The following is a 16,918-nucleotide window of genomic DNA, read 5'->3' on the forward strand; positions in this document are numbered from 1 at the left end:
GAGCCTATCCCTCGTGGCTGGCGACATCCGCCCACCGGCTTACGGCGCCAATCCACGTAGACTGGAAGTTCCACCCCGCCTCGACGGCGACCGAAGGTGGATCAATTTCTTGGCTTTTGAGGAGAACTGTGGGAAATAACCCCATCCGGGTAGCAATCATCGGAGTCGGCAACTGTGCGGCGTCGCTCGTCCAGGGCGTGCACTACTACCGGGACGCTGACCCTTCGGGAACCGTTCCCGGCCTGATGCATGTCCAGTTCGGCAAATACCACGTGGGCGACGTCGAATTCGTCGCGGCTTTCGACGTCGACGGCAAGAAGGTGGGCCACGATCTCGCCGAAGCGATCGACGCAAGCGAGAACAACACCATCAAGATTGCCGATGTCCCTCCCACCGGTGTCGTCGTGCAGCGAGGCCACACCCTTGACGGCCTCGGGAAGTACTACCGCGAAACCATCGTGGAATCCGACGAGGAACCCGTGGACATCGTCGGACAACTGAAGGCCACCCGGGCAGATGTCCTTGTCTGCTACCTGCCGGTCGGCTCGGAACATGCCGCGAAGTACTACGCCCAGTGTGCAATCGACGCAGGTGTCGCGTTCGTCAACGCCCTTCCCGTCTTCATTGCCGGGACCAAGGAGTGGGCAGACAAATTCACCGAAGCCGGCGTGCCGATCATCGGTGACGACATCAAGAGCCAGATCGGTGCGACGATCACGCACCGCGTCATGGCGAAGCTCTTCGAGGACCGCGGCGTGACGCTCGACCGGACCTACCAGCTGAATGTCGGCGGGAACATGGACTTCAAGAACATGCTGGAGCGCGACCGCCTCGAGTCGAAGAAAATCTCGAAGACCCAGGCAGTCACCTCCAACGTGAAAGCCGATCTGCACGCGAACGATGTGCACATCGGCCCGTCCGACTACGTCGCCTGGCTGGATGACCGCAAATGGGCCTTCGTGCGCCTCGAGGGACGTAACTTCGGAGACGCCCCCGTCTCGCTGGAGTACAAGCTCGAGGTCTGGGATTCCCCCAACTCCGCCGGTGTCATCATCGACGCCATCCGGGCGGCCAAGATCGCGCTGGACCGTGGCATCGGAGGGCCGATCCTCTCGGCGTCGAGCTACTTCATGAAGTCACCGCCCCAGCAGTTCGCCGACGACATCGCTCACGAAAAGGTCGAGGCCTTCATCCGCGGCGAATAAGCCACAGTCCCGTTCCGGCGCGAACAGCCGTCGAAATGTGGACAACCTGTTGATAAGCCCTGCATACGGGGCGCTTTCCTGTGGATAAGCGCCCCGCCGGAGGCTAGAACAGGCCGACGGTGCTGCCGTCGGTGTCGACATCCATTTTCAGCGCAGCTGGTTCCTTCGGCAGCCCCGGCATGGTCATCACTGCACCTGTCAGGGCAACGATGAAGCCCGCTCCGGATCTGGGAATAAGGTCCCGAATGGAGAGGGTGAAGCCCTTCGGAGCGCCAAGAAGCGACGGGTCGTCGGAGAAGGAGTACTGGGTTTTCGCCATGCAGACCGGCAGGTGCCCCCACCCGTTCGCCTCCAGTTCCTCGAGGCGCCTACGCGCCTGCGGGGACAGCTCGACGTCGTCCGCTCCGTAGATTTCCCGGGCGATCACCCTGATCTTCTCCTCCACAGGCAGCTCGAGCGGGTAAAGGTGGCTGAACTCCACCGGGCGCTGCAGCGCCTTGAGCACCGCAGCCGCGAGATCGTCACCGCCCGGCCCGCCTCCGCCCTCACCCCAGACGTCGGCGATTGCGGCCTCGATCCCCTCGCGGGCACACCAGCGCATCACCCAGTCCAGCTCCTCCTGCGTGTCGGTGGTGAAGCGATTGACGGCGACGACCGGCTCGATGCCGAACTTCGCCACATTTCGCACATGCCGCAGCAGGTTGGCCGTGCCGTCCTGCAGCGCCCCAGGATCGGGGGTCGCAAGGTCGCTTTTCGCGACTCCGCCGTGCATCTTGAGTGCGCGGATGGTCGCGACGACAACGACGGCGTCCGGCGCCACATCGGCTGACCGCGCCTTGATATCCATGAACTTCTCAGCCCCGAGATCCGCCCCGAAACCCGCTTCGGTCACCACGATGTCGGCCAGCTGCCGCGCGGTCCGTGTGGCGATGATCGAGTTGCAGCCGTGAGCGATGTTCGCGAAGGGACCACCGTGGATGAGTGCCGGCGTTCCTGCGATCGTCTGGACGAGGTTCGGCTTGATGGCGTCTTTGAGCAGCAGCGTCAGCGCTCCCTCCACCCCGAGCTGGTGAACGGTGACCGGCCGGCGATCGTACGTGTAACCGATGGTCATCCTTCCCAGCCGCTCCCGAAGGTCAGGTAGGTCGGTGGCGAGGCAGAAAACGGCCATCACTTCGGAGGCGACGGTGATGTCGAACCCGTCCTGGCGTGGTGTCCCGTGGGCAGGGCCCCCCAGCCCGATCACCACTTCCCGGAGGGCGCGGTCATTCATGTCCAGCACGCGTTTGAAGGTGATCCGCCGGGGATCGATCCCCAGCGCGTTGCCCTGGTGGATGTGGTTGTCCACAAGGGCCATCAAGGCGTTGTTCGCCGAGGTGATGGCGTGGAAATCCCCCGTGAAATGGAGATTGATGTCATCCATGGGCAGCACCTGCGAGTAGCCCCCGCCCGTTGCGCCGCCCTTCATTCCAAGGACCGGTCCCAGGGACGGCTCCCGAAGGGCGATCATCACCCGCTGGCCGGCCCGAGCAAGCGAATCGGCGAGGCCGACCGTGCAGGTCGACTTGCCTTCACCGGCCGGTGTGGGACTCATCGCCGTGACCAGGACAACGCGTCCGGGCTCCTTCGCCCCCGGCGGCCGCAGCTCCGCCGGATTTATCTTGGCCTTGTACCGGCCGTACAGCTCGAGAGCCTCCCGCGGGATACCCGCAGCATCAGCAATGTCCTCGATGGGGCGAATGCGCGCGCCCCGGGCGATCTCCAGGTCGCTCACGAGACCAACCTTCCGACGGACCCCGCAGCAACGGCTGACAGCTCTCCCAGCCCTGCCCTCCGAAGTAGGTATTCAATAAGCGGTAGATAAAGGCTGGGACATACGTTGTCGTCCAGCGGTACGGCCACCTCCAGCTGTCCTTCAGCCTCGGAAACGAACAACCCGGGGTCGTTGCAGTCGGCGAAACCGAGCGCGGGCATGAATCCGGCGGCGTATCCCGCCCAGCCATGGTCGGCGACCACCAGCTCCGGTGCCGGCAGGCCGCGGTCTTCCAGGAGCTCGAGGCTGAGCTTCATCGGTTCGGGGGAATGGGTGTGCATCAGGTTGCCGTGCTGATGCCACATCAGCACTCCGAAGAGCTGCCGGATGTCGCCCTGGCGGAAGCGGTTCCCCTCGGGAACCTGCACCACTTCCGCGCCGGCATCCCGGGCCGCCTGCGCGAGGGCCGCGTGCACCGGAAGCAGCCCGGCCGGATGTCCGGTCGCGAAGAGGATCCGCTGGCCGGCACGGACTGCCGAGCCGAAGCGGTCAGCGAATCGATCCAGTGCGGCAACGCACCTGGCGGCATCGATGGTGTCCTGACCCGATTCGAGGAAACGATCGGCGCTGATGCCGACACGCTCGCACATCAGGTCGAACACCTCGTCGTAGGTCCACTTCCTGGTGGTGCGCACCCCGAATTCGAGATTCTCGTCCCCGTCGAGGAACAGCCGGATGTGGCGCAGGTTGTCCTGCCGGGGCGTGGCGACGTTCCCGGTAACGCGGACGGAGTCGAGGTACTGGGCTAGCTCGGTGGGATTCACTCTTCAATCCTAGGCCCGGGCTGCCGGGACCGTCGTGTGACGGGATCAGAGTGCCGGCGCGGCTTCGAACTGCTCGACGGCGGTGCGGTAACTCTGCGCTGTCAGGAGGGCCGTCCGTTGCCAGCCGAAGGCGAGGGCGTGGGTAGCCGCGCCACGGCCGAGACCCTCCCTCAACTCACGGTTGTCGTGGAGCTTCTCGAGTGCTGTAGACCACCCCCCGGGCTGGTGCCCGTCAACGAGTACCCCCGTCCGGCCATCACTGATCGCCTGCGGGAGGCCGCCGACGTTCGCCGCGATCACCGGCGTCCCACAGGCCTGGGCTTCAAGTGCCACGAGTCCGAAGGACTCGCTGTAGGACGGCATCACCACCACGTCCGCCGCACGGAACCAATGCGCCAGCTGCGCCGCCTGAACCGGTGGATACAGCCGCACCGTGTCATGGAGCCCGGCGTCGTCGATCATTGGCTGCAGCTTCAGGGCTTCCGAGCCGCTGCCCGAACCGAGGATGCTTGCTGTAAGGGGGATGTCCGGCCGGCGTGACTTCAGCTCACGTACGGCCGCCACCAGCACCTGCGGTCCTTTCAGCTTTTGGATACGGCCGGCAAAAACGATGTGGAACGCCTCGGGCGGAAACTCGAGACGGGAGCGTGACCGGTCGCGGCCTCCGGGGTTGAAGGTGGAAAGGTCCACGCCCGGCGCAACAACGTCCACCCGCTCCCGCGCCGCCCCATAGAGCGAGGTGAGCTCCGATGCCTCGGTGCTGGTGTTGGCGATGATCCGTGCCGCTTCCCGCGCCAGTGCCTGCTCGCCGACAATGCGGTCGGACGGCTCCGGCGAGACGAGATTCTTCATCCGCAGGTTCTTGACCTTCGCCATGGTGTGCATCGAATGCACCAGCGGGATGTTGAGGTTGCGACCCACTTTCAGACCGACAGTTCCTGACACCCAGTAGTGGGAATGGAGGACGTCGTAGTGCCCGTCAGCCAACAGATCGGTCACTTCGGAGATGGCATCGGTAAAAGTATCAGACAGCTCCGGCAACGCTTCCTTCGGCAACTTCCCGCTCGGCCCGGCAATGAGGTGGTGCACCACGACGCCGTCGCCGAGTTCCTCGCGCTTGGACCGGCCGTCGCCGGTTTCGCGCGTGAAGATCTCCACCTCGATGCCGACCCTGGCCAGTTCAAGCGCAACGGAGCGGACGTAGACGTTCATTCCCCCCGCATCTCCCGCTCCGGGCTGCTCGAGTGGAGAGGTGTGAAGCGACAGCATCGCCACGCGTTTGACGGGGGGCACACCTCCTCCTCTCCGGAACTGGTGCTCGTGCAACAGGGGGATACGCCTTCGACTTTATAACGCGACGGCGCCGCACCACATTCCGAAGCCGCAGGGCCGCACGGACCCCTGGCCCGCCCTACTTGATGTACATGCTGTGCTGTGGCAGGACAAAGCGCTGGGCGCCGTCCCAGGCGCTGTCGACCCGCTGGATCCGGATCCGTTCCCACAAGGGCAGGCTGTTCCTGAGTTTTCGGATCATGCGCCGCACCTTCTTGCGACGGTGGAATCCGGGCATTGGGGTATCTTCTTCGGATTCGGGTAGTACCGGCGAATTCCGGTCAGGGGTCAGGGAACCCGCCATGAGAAACTCGCTTTGCTGCGGAATGTCCTGCTGTAACTGGGTAGAGGAGAGCTGGGAATCAGGCATCATTGTCTTTCAAAAAGGAAGGAGAATAAAAGAAACCGCAGAATTGGGAACGGTTTCGAAAAAGAAACGGCGACTCGCAGAAGGCTTGAATCCCTGGGATGCCGTGCCGGAAAGTGCCGGAGGAGAGCCGGCGGCGTGCTAACTGGGCCGGATGACGAAGGCAGGGCCGGTGCCGAGGGTGAAGATGCCGCTCGTTGGTGTGTTCACAATCCCTACCTCCTGTTCCTGTAGTGCCGATAGCTGGAGTGCCGTGCTTCCCGTCGTCAGGAGACCCTTCGGTTGGGAATGCCCAATGGCATGAAGTAAAGCTACCGTAGAGGAGAAGCGTTAGTACAGTGTTTTCCGGAAAATAGTCGGATCTTTTTTCGGATCCGCGAATATGGAGGCGGGTCGATCATGGGTTCCCTGCGGGTCCGCGAATTGGATGCCCTGAGGTCTTTCGCGCTATTGGGGATCCTCATGGTCAACGTGTGGTATTTCGCTGATCCCTGGACGCTCTCCGGGTCACCGAATCCAACGAATTCCGGGCTGGACACCCTTGTGCGTTTCCTGGTCACCGCGCTGTTCGAGGCGAAGTTCTACCTGCTGTTCTCATTTCTTTTCGGTTATAGCTTCGTTCTCCAATGGGCCTCGGCCCGGGATGCCTCCGCTCCGTTGGTTTCCCGGACGCTGCGCAGGCTGGGTTTCCTTGCGGTTCTGGGGATCCTGCACGGAGTCTTCCTCTTCTACGGCGACATCCTGCTGACCTATGCCCTGCTCGGCTGCATCCTACTCGCCACCAGGGCTGCCGGCCCGCGGGCAGCACTGGTCACCGGCATCGTCCTCACCGGGGCCGTCGCCTTGCTCCTGCTGCTGACAGCCCTGCTGATGGTCCTTGCCGCCGTTCTCGAGCCGGCCCCGCCGGGCATCACAGAGGTGGCGGGAACCGAAATTCCCGGAGTGACGACGTCCGCCGGAGCGGCGCTGGGTGAGAACGCTGATACCTACCTGCGCATCCTCCCGTCCGTGGTGTTCTTCCAGGGGCCGCTGGCCCTGGCAGCGCTATATGCTGGGGTGGCGGCGGGAAAGGTACGCCTCATCGAGAGGCAGATCCCCGGCCGGATTCTGCGCAAGGCCATTTTCTTCAGTCTGCCCCTGGGCCTCGCGGCGGCCACGGTGCAGGCTTACCTCGTGCATTACCGCGGCGACGACGCCTCGGCCACGCTGGCGACGGCCATCTCCGTGGCCACCTCACCGCTGCTTACCGTCAGCTATGCCGCAGCGCTGCTCCTGGCCTTCCGGACGCGGTGGGGCAGGAGGCTCCTGCGGGTCCTTGAACCCGCAGGAAGGCTGGCCCTCAGCAACTATCTCCTGCAGTCGGCCGTTCTGGCGCTGGTCTTCACGGGTTACGGGCTGCAGCTGGCTGATCAACTACCTCCGCTTCTGGTGGTGCTTCTGGTCGTCGGAGTTTTTTCGGCCCAGTTGGCGCTCAGTCGCTGGTGGCTCGCTCACTTCGCGCAAGGCCCGGCGGAGTGGGCGCTGCGAAGGGTGACTTATCGGTGGAGGCCGGCGCGGACCGAGGACGCACAGGATCGGGGCAGTGGACCTCTGGAATGACCTACAGGTTCCAGTGCACGATTGCCGGGGTCTGCTTGTCCCAGCCCAGCGCGCAGACTGCGGCGGTCCCGAGCACGAAGCGCCGTCCTTCGGCCGCGTTGAATGAGAGCCAGCGCGCTGCCACGATCCGCAGGAAGTGGCCGTGGGCCACGAGGAGCGCGTTCTGTACCGGCTGAGCCTGCGGGTCCCGGTCGGCCGGAGTGCCGCAGCCCGCCTGTACCAGGGAAATAATGCGGTCGGCCCGTTCCGCCACCTGATCCAGGGATTCACCCTGCGGCACTCCGTGTGTCCAGATCAGGTAGCCGGGGTTCTGTTGCCGGATCAGGGCGCTGCTCTGCCCCTCATTGTCGCCGTAATCCCACTCGTGGGCGTAGGGAAGGACCTCGGCATCCGGAAAACCGGCGAGCGCAGCGGTCCGGGTGGCACGCTGCAGGGGCGAGGTGTAGACGGCGTCGAGCGCCACACCTTCGAAGTGCCGCTTCGCCTCGACGGCCTGCCGCTCGCCGTTCCCGGTCAGGGGGAGGTCGGTCAGGCCCGTGTACCTGCCGTCGCGGGACCACTCCGTCTCCCCGTGCCGCAGGAGCCACAATCGTGGCAGGGGGGTTCCCACCGGAGTGAGGTCGGGGGTTGCAGCACCGGTCGAGGGAGTCATGCTTTCCTGCTTTCCGAAGGATGCGCGTCGGCAGTTAGCTGCGATTCGGGTTGCCCACTCCACCACGAACGCAGCCGTGTCTCAGCGGCATCCCGCCCGAGGGGTCCGTGCTCCATCCGCTCCTCCATGAGGAAACGGTAGGCACGCCCCACCACGGGGCCGGGACGGATTTGGAGGAGCTCCATGATCGCCGCGCCGTCGAGGTCCGGCCGGATCGATGCCAGTTCCTCCTGCTCGGCGAGCGCGGCGATCCGCGTCTCGAGGTCGTCGTAGGCAAAGGCGAGCCGCTCGGCCTTCCGTCTGTTACGGGTGGTGACATCGGAGCGCGTCAACCGGTGCAGCCGCTCGAGGAGCGGGCCGGCGTCGTTGACATACCGGCGCACTGCGGAATCTGTCCACCCCGCCTCACCGTAACCATAGAAGCGCATGTGCAGCTCCACGAGGCGTGCGACGGCCTTGATGGTGTCGTTGTCGAACCGCAGTTCCCGCATGCGTCTGGCGGTGAGCTTCGAGCCGACGGCGTCGTGGTGGCGGAAGCTCACGGCTCCACTGGCCTCGAACTTCCGCGTGGCAGGTTTGCCGATGTCGTGCATCAGCGCGGCGAACCGCAGCACGAAGTCGGGCGCGGGCACGGCGCCGGCGTCGTCCGTTTCGAGACTGCACGCCTGCTCCATCACGGTGAGCGAGTGCTGGTACACGTCCTTGTGTTTATGGTGCTCATCGATCTCGAGGCGGAGGGCCGACACTTCGGGCAGCACATGGTCGGCGAGGCCGGTCTCCACCATCACGTCGATCCCCCTGGCGGGCGCAGCTCCCAGGACCAGCTTCATCAGCTCGTCCCGCACGCGCTCCGAGGAGATGATTCCGATGCGTTCGGCCATCGACGTCATCGCCTCGAGCACCTCGGGCGCCACACGCACGCCGAGCTGGGATACGAATCGCGCCGCGCGCATCATCCGCAGGGGATCATCACTGAACGACGACGACGGTGCGCCCGGCGTGCGGAGCACACCCGCCGAAAGATCCTTCACCCCGCCCCACGGATCGACGAGCTCAAGGGAGGGCAGTCTCAGTGCCATGGCATTGATGGTGAAGTCGCGCCGGAAAAGGTCATCCTCGAGGCTCGTCCCGAAAGCGACGGCCGGCTTCCGGGAGCCTGGATCGTAGGACTCGGCACGGTAGGTGGTGATTTCCAGCTGGTGGCCGTCCTTGCGCAGACCGATGGTTCCGAAAGCCCTGCCGATCTCCCAGTACGTGTCAGCCCAGCGCCGGATGACGGCGATCGTCCGGTCGGGATCCGCGTTGGTGGTGAAATCGAGGTCCGGCGAGACCCTGCCCAGGAAGAGGTCCCGCACCGGCCCGCCGACCAGGGACAGCTCGAACCCCGCGCTGCTGAAAAGTTCCCCCAACGCCGGTACAACGGCCGGGAGCGGGGCGGTCAGGGTCGACAAATCCAACAGGTGAGCCATAGTCCTTTAAGGGTGCCAGATGGGAGGGGAATTCCCACTACGCCCGCTCGGGGTTGCGAAGAGGATCGCACCGGGAAGCACTTCGGAGCCTCGCCGGGCATCCGTCGTCGTCATCACCGGCAGTTAAAGATCGTTAGAGTGGTGCCATGGACCGCCCCGTTCCAAGTGCACCAAAACGCACCCCTTTGACAGTGTCGATGGGCGTAACGGGCATGCCTGCGGTTCATCATCAGCTGCCCACGGTCGAGGAGGTCTCGGCCGGTGGGATTGTCATCGATACCGCGCGGGAAACCCTCGACGTCGCGATCATTGCGCGCCTGAACCGCGGCGGCCGCCTCGAGTGGTGCCTGCCGAAGGGCCATCCCGAAAACAAGGAGAACAGCGAAGAGGCTGCTGTCCGGGAGATCGAGGAGGAGACCGGCATCCAGGGCCGCATCCTCACCGCCCTCGGAAGCATCGACTACTGGTTCACCGTCAGCGGCCATCGCGTGCACAAGACGGTCCACCATTTCCTGCTCGTGGCCACGGGCGGTTATCTCACCATTGAGAACGACCCCGACCACGAGGCCGTGGACGTAGCCTGGGTACCGCTCAATGAACTCGGCCGCAGGCTGTCCTTCCCCAATGAGCGGCGCATTGCCGACCTCGCCCGGGAAGTCCTACCCGAGTATCTCTAGGCGCGACCGGGCAGGGGCGGCCCACGCCGCACGCCCAGATTGCTGCAGCGCGTCGATTGAATGAGACGATGATGTGCGATGTCGGAACAAAACACAGCCTCAATCCCTGTTCAGGACGCCGGCGTCGGCCGGCCGAACGCCGCACCCCCGGGGCCGAACGCACCGCGCCAGAGCGCGTCGTCTGACGAATACCCGGTCCAGAGCGCTCCGGACGGCGTTGGGACGGATGAGACCGCACCGGACCGGAATGCGCCGGGCACGGACACCACCGCGCGTTCCAGTGCAATCATGGCTGCCGGCACCCTTGTCTCACGATTGCTCGGTCTGGTCCGGGTTGCTCTCCTGGCCACCGCGATCGGCGCTTCAGGCCAGGTCTCGGACCTCTTCACGTCCGCGAACAACCTGCCGAACTTCATCTACCTCATGGTGGCCGGGGGTGTTTTCAACGCCGTCCTGGTTCCGCAGATCATCCGGGCCAGCAGGTTGCCGGACCGCGGTGCCGACTACGTCAGCCGCCTGATGACGCTCACCGCCGCCGTCCTGCTGGTCCTTACCATTCTTGTGACACTCGCCGCGCCCTTCATCGTGGGGCTTACCACCAGCATCACCGGTGACAGGCTCGCACTGACCGTGACCTTCGCGTACTGGTGCCTGCCGCAGATCTTCTTCTACGGCATCTATGCCGTCACCGGCCAGGTGCTGAATGCCAACGGTTCGTTCGGCCCGTACATGTGGGCTCCCGTGGTCAACAACATCGTGTCGATCATCTTCCTGGTCATCTTCATCGTGTTGATGGGCGCCGAACAGAGCGAGCAGCACACGCCGGAGACGTGGACCAGCGATCAGACACTCCTCCTGGCCGGCGGCACCACCGTGGGCATCGTCATCCAGGCCCTCGTCCTGTTCATCCCGCTGAAGAGACTGCACCTCGGGCTGCGTCCCCGCTTCGGGCTTCGTGGGACCGGCCTCGGCCGCACGGGCAAGCTCGCATCGGTGACCATCGTGACGATGCTCGTGGGCAACGGGCTCTACCTGGTCAACCAGAAGGTAGCGACCATCGCCTCGGAAGCCCGCGCAACCTTCCTCGAGCAGGATCCCCCGGTACTGATCGCAGGGTTGACCAACCTCGAATTCGGGGCACTCGTGTACCAGCTCCCGCACTCGGTCATTGCTCTTTCACTTGCCACGGTGATGTTCAACCAGCTGTCGAAGGCCCACGCGGAGAACGACCTTCCCGCCGTCAGGGCCACCCTGTCCCACGGACTGCGCACCATCGGCGTGGCCACCGTCTTCGGTGCCGCGGTGCTGCTGGCCTTCGCGGGCCCTCTCGGCGCACTTTTCAGTGAATCGAGGGAAAGTGCCGCGATCAACGGGGTGATCATCGCCATCCTCGCCCTCGGTGCCCCGTTCCTCAGCGCGAATTTCTTCCTCAGCCGCGTCTTCTACGCCAACGAGGATGTCAAGACACCCCTGAAGATCCAGCTCATCCTCTCCGTCATGGGGGTGGGCTTCGCGATCATCGCGGGGTCCTTCTCGCCGGAACTGATCGTGCCCGTGCTGGCGGCCGGCTATTCGCTGGGGAACGCCATCGCCGTCGTCGTCAGCCACATCTTCCTCACCCGCAGGATCGGACGCTATGGGGCGGGCAGGATCTTCGATGTCCACGTGCGCTTCATCCTCGCCGGCATGGTGTCCGCCGTGGTGGGCACCGGAGTGCTGTGGCTTTTCGGCGGCTACCAGCTGGCCGGCTATGTGTGGGAATCGAAGCTGAACGCCGTCGTCGTGCTCATCCTCGGTGGCGCGGCCATGGCCGGGGTGTATCTCCTGATGCTGAAGCTCCTTCGGGTCCGTGAACTCAGCGACTTCCTCGCTCCGCTGCTGGCGCGTTTTCGGCGGCCGGGGAAGTAGCCCGGGAACCGAGAATTCATCGCGCCGAACGGTAGCATGGGTAAAAATCACCAAGTTTCGCGGGAGGAACACGTGCCACAAGCAGTAGACGTCGGGTCAGTACTAGGGGGCCGGTACAAGGTCACCGCCTACGTCCTGGCTTCTGCTGAAAAGGACCTCGTGCTCGACGGCATGGATCAGGTGCTGAACCGGCCCGTCAGTATACTTGTCGCTTCCGCCGACAACGCGGACAGAGTCGCAGCAAGTGCGCGGGAAGTCGCGACGGGCGAGCGGCCCGGCAGCATCCAGGTGCTCGATCTCGCCATCACCGAGGCCGGCACGTACCTGGTGACCAACCGTGCCTCCGCCGCCGACCTGCTGGACCTGATCGTGCAGCAGGAGCCGCTCTACACCGAGCCCTTCTTCACCGACACACTCGGGTCCGAAATCTTCGGAGTGACGCGGTCGACCGAACCGGAGGACCAGGACGAGGACGAGGACGACCACGGCGAGGAGCAGCCCGAACGCCGCTCACGCCTTGCGGGTCTCTCCAGACGGTTCGGCAGGTCGGCAACCGCTGCGGAGGATACGGAAACCGGAGGTTCGCCGGTCTTCGACCGGGATGATCACCCATCCCCACCGGCCGGTTCGAGTCCTGCCCCGCGGGGTGTGCCGGTGCCGCCGAGCGAACCGCCCCGCGAAGGTCCGCGGACGAGCACACCCGATGGGCACGGAAACAGTGCCAAGGTGACGCGGCTCAACGACGATACGCCGGACCGCGGCAGCTCGCCCGCAGCCGGCGTCGCAGCGGGTGCCGTGCTCGCCGGCGGCGCGGCCGCCTCCCCTCGTCCCGAACGGGCTGCATCCCACTTCCCCACTGCTGCGAACAACCAATCACTGGACGCTGACGACAGCCCCGCCGACGACGGCCACGCCTACACCGACGCAGGTTACGACACCGATTCGGACGACCGGGAACAGCACGACGAATACGACGACGACTCCGGGAGCCGGAAGTTCAGCCGGATCCTGGTGGGCGCGGTACTCACCCTTGTCCTCGTTGCCGCAGCGTTCCTCGCAGCGACCCAGCTGGGTAATTTCAGCAACGACGCCGCCGGTCCCGCCGAAACCACGCAGGCGGAAGCCCAGCCCACAGCCTCCGCTGCACAGCCGAGTGTGTCGATGGAACCGGTTCCCGCGTCGGTGCCCCCGGTGGCAGCAGGAGTGACGCGGTTGGTGCCGAACAACCCTGCGCTCGATGCTCCCAATGATGCGCTCCTGCCCCTGACCATCGATGGTAATCCCGCAACTTTCTGGGGCAGTTACGTGTACGCGAACGACGTCTTCGGCGGGCTGGCGCAGAGCCTCGCGCTCGTCGTGGAACTCAAGGAAGAATCGACGATCTCCCAGGTCGACATCACCCAGCTCAACGGGTCCGGCGGAAGCTTCTCCGTCCTCGTCAACGATGAACCGACCCTGACCGGTGCGGAGCAGATAGCCCAGGGCGGCTTCACCGCACCAACCATTTCCCTTCCGATTCCGGAAGGAAGTGACGGGCCCCCGACGGCACAGTATGTGATTATCAACTTCACCCAGTTGCCTCGACTGTCCAACATCCAGGCGCAGTTTCCCTGGGGATTGAGGATCGCCGAGATCAGCATCTCCTAGGACCGGATGAACGCGGTGCAGGGATCTGCGGATCCCGGTAAACATCAACGGGCGCCGCGGAATAAGCACATGCAGGGCACCGTTGGAGTAAGTGTCCGCAGGTTCATCGCACCAACCAGCAGGCCCGCGTAGACAATGACAGGAAGGCCCACAGTAACCGTGACTACACTCCCCGACGTGAACGTACAGACGTCCACCGAGCAGGATCCGCCGGACGCAGAGCAGAAGATCCACGATGTCATCATCGTCGGATCCGGACCTTCCGGCTATACCGCCGCAGTGTATGCAGCTCGAGCAAACCTCAAGCCACTGCTTATCGCGAGTTCGGTGAAAGCCGGCGGTGAGCTGATGAACACGACCGACGTCGAGAATTACCCCGGATTCCCGGACGGTGTGATGGGGCCCGACCTCATGGAACAGTTCGAAAAGCAGGCGACACGGTTCGGGACGGAAATTCTCTTCGAAGATGTCGTCTCCGTCGAGCTGGCCGGAGAGGTCAAACGGTTGACCATCGCTACGGGTGAGGTTTTCCTTTCCCGGGCCGTCATCATCTCGACGGGTTCCGCCTATCGGGAGATCGGGCTCGACGACGAGAAGCGACTTTCCGGCCACGGCGTGAGCTGGTGTGCCACGTGCGACGGGTTCTTCTTCCGCGACCAGGACATCGCGGTTGTCGGAGGAGGGGACTCGGCCATGGAGGAAGCTTTGTTCCTCACCAAATTTGCGCGGTCCGTCACTGTGGTTCACCGCCGGGACACATTACGAGCCTCCAAGATCATGCAGGACCGTGCCTTCGCTCACGAGAAGATCAGCTTCGCCTGGAACTCGGAAGTCGTCGGTATTCATGGCGGGGACAAGGTGACAGGCCTGACGCTGCGGGACACCACGGACGGCTCCACTTCGGACCTGTCGGTGACCGGTGTTTTCGTGGCGATCGGTAATGACCCCCGGGTCGAACTGGTGAAGGACCAACTGACCCTCACCTCCGAGGGAACGATCGCGGTCCAGGGCAGGACGTCGAAAACATCCGTTGCCGGCGTATTCGCCGCCGGCGACGTCATCGACCCGACCTACCGCCAAGCGATTACCGCCTCCGGATCAGGCTGTGTTGCAGCAATCGACGTAGAGCACTACCTCGCCGATATCGCCGATCTGGCTTCGACCGCAGCAACGGTACCTACGCCTCCTGCCGAGGCCGTGTCAGAACACGCGAACGTCTAACCAAGGGAGATCCAATGAGTTCAGCAAGAGATGTCACCGATGCTTCTTTCGAAGCAGAAGTTCTCGGCTCCGAGAAGCCTGTAATCGTTGATTTTTGGGCCGAGTGGTGTGGGCCCTGCCGCAAACTGTCGCCGATCCTCGATGAGATCGCCGCTGAGCATGCGGAGAAGATCGACGTGGTCAAAGTGAATGTCGACGACAACCCGGCCATCGCCGCGAAGTACGGGATCACGTCGATCCCGGCGGTATACGTGTTCAAGGCCGGCGAGGTCGCTGCAACCTCCATCGGCGCCAAGCCGAAGCACGTCCTCGAAGAGGAGTTCGCCGCTTTCATCTGATCAGGGGGATTCTCCTGATCGAATGAAGCCGCTCGCACGAAAGCCCGGTCGCCCAAGGGGACCGGGCTTTTGCGCGGGCCGGATTTTTCGAAGGCAGCACATGCCTGCTGCTCGGGCTCGTGCCTGCTTCCGGCGAATATCCAGCCGAGGGCTTCAACATTCACGGAGCTTTTCCGGATGCGCAGGTAGCGCAGGAAGTCATTCGAATTGAAGGCGCCGGCCCCCTACCGATCGTGTTTCACGTGAAACCGATGCGGATCGTAAGGGTGCATCCTCAAGAGTGTTCAGGTGCTGCAGCATTGCCGTGGGTCGATTTCGCTCAGTAGGTGGACAGCAACCTTTCTAGGCCATTGGTCTTGAACACTCACCGGCAGTACCCGCGGAGATCGCAGGGCGCCCGGCACGCCTACTGATGCCGTGGGACTACCGGTACTACCCCTTGAAGACGAGTTGGTCCTTCGCTGTCGAACAAGTCGTTGCTTCAGCGATGACCCCGTTTCACGTGAAACAGGACGAGCGGCAGCGTTCAGGCGGCCAGCGCTAGGCCTGGTCCACGCTAATGCGTGTCGATGCACTTCTCACTCAAGTTCCGACATCTGCTTCCACCGGGCACCTCACGTGGGCTTTCATTGAAGCACTTCAGTTGGGTGCAACGTGCCCCTGGTTAGCGCCTCGAACTATGCAGAGCCGACTTCGGCAGAGGACAGGCAGAACAGACTAACCGATCACACTCCGCTCCTATTCGATCCTGTCCCGACAAACAGCACCGCTGACGATATTCAGACCGCTGCGACATGGAGGACGCGTTACGTCGAAGGAGCGTTTCACGTGAAACGTCGGTCGGAACAATCTGTGGCCGGAAGCAGCGTTATCAAGGGGAGGACACGCGTTGCTGGCGTGTCGGCCATCCTATCGCTCGCGCTGATCGGATGAAGCCGGCCCATCCGCACCTCAATCACGGCGAGATGTCGCGGAATTCAGCTGAAGCCCGGTTATCCGCGGTCGCTGGGCAGCAATGGTTCCGTTTCACGTGGAACAGTGGCGCTATTGGATTCGGTCCTCCAGGGACCTCGAGGCCACCCAATCGGCCCTGCCTCAGCACCTCCCAAGGCGGCTCAGCTTGGTCCGAACCAGGAATTACACACGGTTGCAGAGAAGATGACGCCCACCGGGCCAAGTTCGAAGGACGTCACCAGCTGCAGACGACTTTCCGCCGCCCAGAGTCTGTCGTCCGTTGCGGATCAGCTATCGACGGGGGCAAGAACGGTCATGATCCTATTGAGGTCGTCCACGGAGGCGAACTCGATGCTCACTTTCCCTTTTCGCGCGCCCAACGTGATCTTCACGCTTGTGTCCAGACGATCCGAGAGCGACGACGCCAGATAATCGAGCCTTTCGTGACGTGCCCCCGTTCGCGGGCCCGACGTTTTAGCAGGACTCCGCATGCCGCCGCTCATCGCCACAATTTCTTCCGTGGACCGCACGGATAGCCCCTCGGCAACAATACGCTGGGCGAGCTTTTCCATGTCCGCCTGGTCCGCGAGGCCAAGAAGCGCTCTCGCGTGGCCCGCCGAGATCACTCCGGCGGCTACACGGCGCTGAACCAGCGGAGGTAGTTTCATCAACCGCAGGGTGTTGGAGATTTGTGGCCTCGATCGCCCGATCCGGCCTGATAATTCTTCATGGGAACAACCGAAATCGTCCAATAGCTGCTGATAGGCGGCCGCTTCCTCCAGCGGATTCAACGCACTGCGGTGAAGGTTCTCAAGCAGGGCGTCCCGTAGAAGGTCGTCATCCGCCGTGAGCCGGATGATGGCGGGTACGGTTTCCAGCCCCGCCTCCCGGGTAGCTCGCCACCGTCGCTCGCCCATCACCAGTTCGTAGCCGGCAGTACCGCCTTCGGGGGAAGGCCGAACCACGATCGGC

At 63.8% G+C, this 16,918-nt stretch carries 14 protein-coding genes; 7 read left to right on the top strand and 7 right to left on the bottom strand.

Annotated features, from left to right (window positions below; translation table 11 throughout):
• The first annotated feature begins 128 nt into the window (after window positions 1-128).
• A complete protein-coding gene (locus Y705_RS0104855; RefSeq protein WP_026532032.1) occupies window positions 129-1,205 on the top strand; it encodes an inositol-3-phosphate synthase in 1,077 nt (358 codons plus the stop codon).
• A gap of 103 nt (window positions 1,206-1,308) precedes the next feature.
• On the opposite strand, the gene Y705_RS0104860 is transcribed toward Y705_RS0104855, so the two are convergent.
• The 4 genes from Y705_RS0104860 to Y705_RS0104875 form a co-directional block, all read right to left on the bottom strand.
• On the bottom strand, window positions 1,309-2,979 hold the full coding sequence (locus Y705_RS0104860) for a formate--tetrahydrofolate ligase (protein WP_026532033.1): 1,671 nt from the start codon (window positions 2,977-2,979) through the stop codon (window positions 1,309-1,311).
• Window positions 2,976-3,782: a phosphatase gene (locus Y705_RS17515; protein WP_049822290.1), complete on the bottom strand. Its 807-nt coding sequence runs from the start codon at window positions 3,780-3,782 to the stop codon at window positions 2,976-2,978. Before Y705_RS17515 ends, Y705_RS0104860 begins: the two co-directional genes overlap by 4 nt.
• A 45-nt stretch (window positions 3,783-3,827) precedes the next feature.
• Window positions 3,828-5,075 (bottom strand): D-inositol-3-phosphate glycosyltransferase, encoded by a 1,248-nt coding sequence (gene mshA / locus Y705_RS0104870; RefSeq protein WP_026532034.1) that lies wholly within the window; start codon window positions 5,073-5,075, stop codon window positions 3,828-3,830.
• 118 nt (window positions 5,076-5,193) lie between these two features.
• On the bottom strand, window positions 5,194-5,484 hold the full coding sequence (locus tag Y705_RS0104875; RefSeq protein WP_155849929.1) for a hypothetical protein: 291 nt from the start codon (window positions 5,482-5,484) through the stop codon (window positions 5,194-5,196).
• Between the two features lie 396 nt (window positions 5,485-5,880).
• Between Y705_RS0104875 and Y705_RS17520 the strand changes: the two genes are divergently transcribed.
• Entirely contained in the window at window positions 5,881-7,080 is a 1,200-nt protein-coding gene (locus tag Y705_RS17520; RefSeq protein ID WP_049822291.1) for a DUF418 domain-containing protein, read from the top strand.
• A 1-nt stretch (window position 7,081) separates the two neighbouring features.
• Here the strand turns inward: Y705_RS17520 and Y705_RS0104885 are convergent, their stop codons facing one another.
• Window positions 7,082-7,732, bottom strand: a complete 651-nt coding sequence (locus tag Y705_RS0104885; protein ID WP_049822292.1) for a histidine phosphatase family protein — start codon at window positions 7,730-7,732, stop codon at window positions 7,082-7,084.
• A complete protein-coding gene (locus Y705_RS0104890) occupies window positions 7,729-9,201 on the bottom strand; it encodes a CCA tRNA nucleotidyltransferase (protein WP_026532037.1) in 1,473 nt (490 codons plus the stop codon). The genes Y705_RS0104885 and Y705_RS0104890 overlap by 4 nt, the downstream gene beginning before the upstream one ends.
• Before the next feature lie 146 nt (window positions 9,202-9,347).
• On the opposite strand from Y705_RS0104890, the gene Y705_RS0104895 reads away from it, so the two are divergent.
• The 5 genes from Y705_RS0104895 to trxA all read left to right on the top strand — a co-directional run bounded on the left by Y705_RS0104895 (window position 9,348) and on the right by trxA (window position 14,992).
• A complete protein-coding gene (locus Y705_RS0104895) occupies window positions 9,348-9,878 on the top strand; it encodes an NUDIX hydrolase (protein ID WP_026532038.1) in 531 nt (176 codons plus the stop codon).
• A gap of 78 nt (window positions 9,879-9,956) precedes the next feature.
• Complete coding sequence (gene murJ / locus Y705_RS0104900) at window positions 9,957-11,786, top strand: murein biosynthesis integral membrane protein MurJ (RefSeq protein ID WP_026532039.1); 1,830 nt, start codon at window positions 9,957-9,959, stop codon at window positions 11,784-11,786.
• A gap of 72 nt (window positions 11,787-11,858) precedes the next feature.
• On the top strand, window positions 11,859-13,433 hold the full coding sequence (locus Y705_RS0104905; RefSeq protein WP_026532040.1) for a hypothetical protein: 1,575 nt from the start codon (window positions 11,859-11,861) through the stop codon (window positions 13,431-13,433).
• Between the two features lie 135 nt (window positions 13,434-13,568).
• Entirely contained in the window at window positions 13,569-14,654 is a 1,086-nt protein-coding gene (gene trxB / locus Y705_RS17525; protein ID WP_081737795.1) for a thioredoxin-disulfide reductase, read from the top strand.
• 14 nt (window positions 14,655-14,668) lie between these two features.
• Window positions 14,669-14,992, top strand: coding sequence for a thioredoxin (trxA, locus tag Y705_RS0104915; RefSeq protein WP_026532041.1), 324 nt, complete (start codon window positions 14,669-14,671; stop codon window positions 14,990-14,992).
• A 1,241-nt stretch (window positions 14,993-16,233) separates the two neighbouring features.
• Here trxA and Y705_RS0104920 read toward each other — a convergent pair.
• On the bottom strand, window positions 16,234-16,918 hold a 685-nt coding region (locus tag Y705_RS0104920; RefSeq protein WP_026532042.1), incomplete at its 5' end, for a ParB/RepB/Spo0J family partition protein.

It is taken from the genome of Arthrobacter sp. H41, assembly GCF_000520535.1.
Taxonomy (GTDB): Bacteria; Actinomycetota; Actinomycetes; order Actinomycetales; family Micrococcaceae; genus Arthrobacter_D.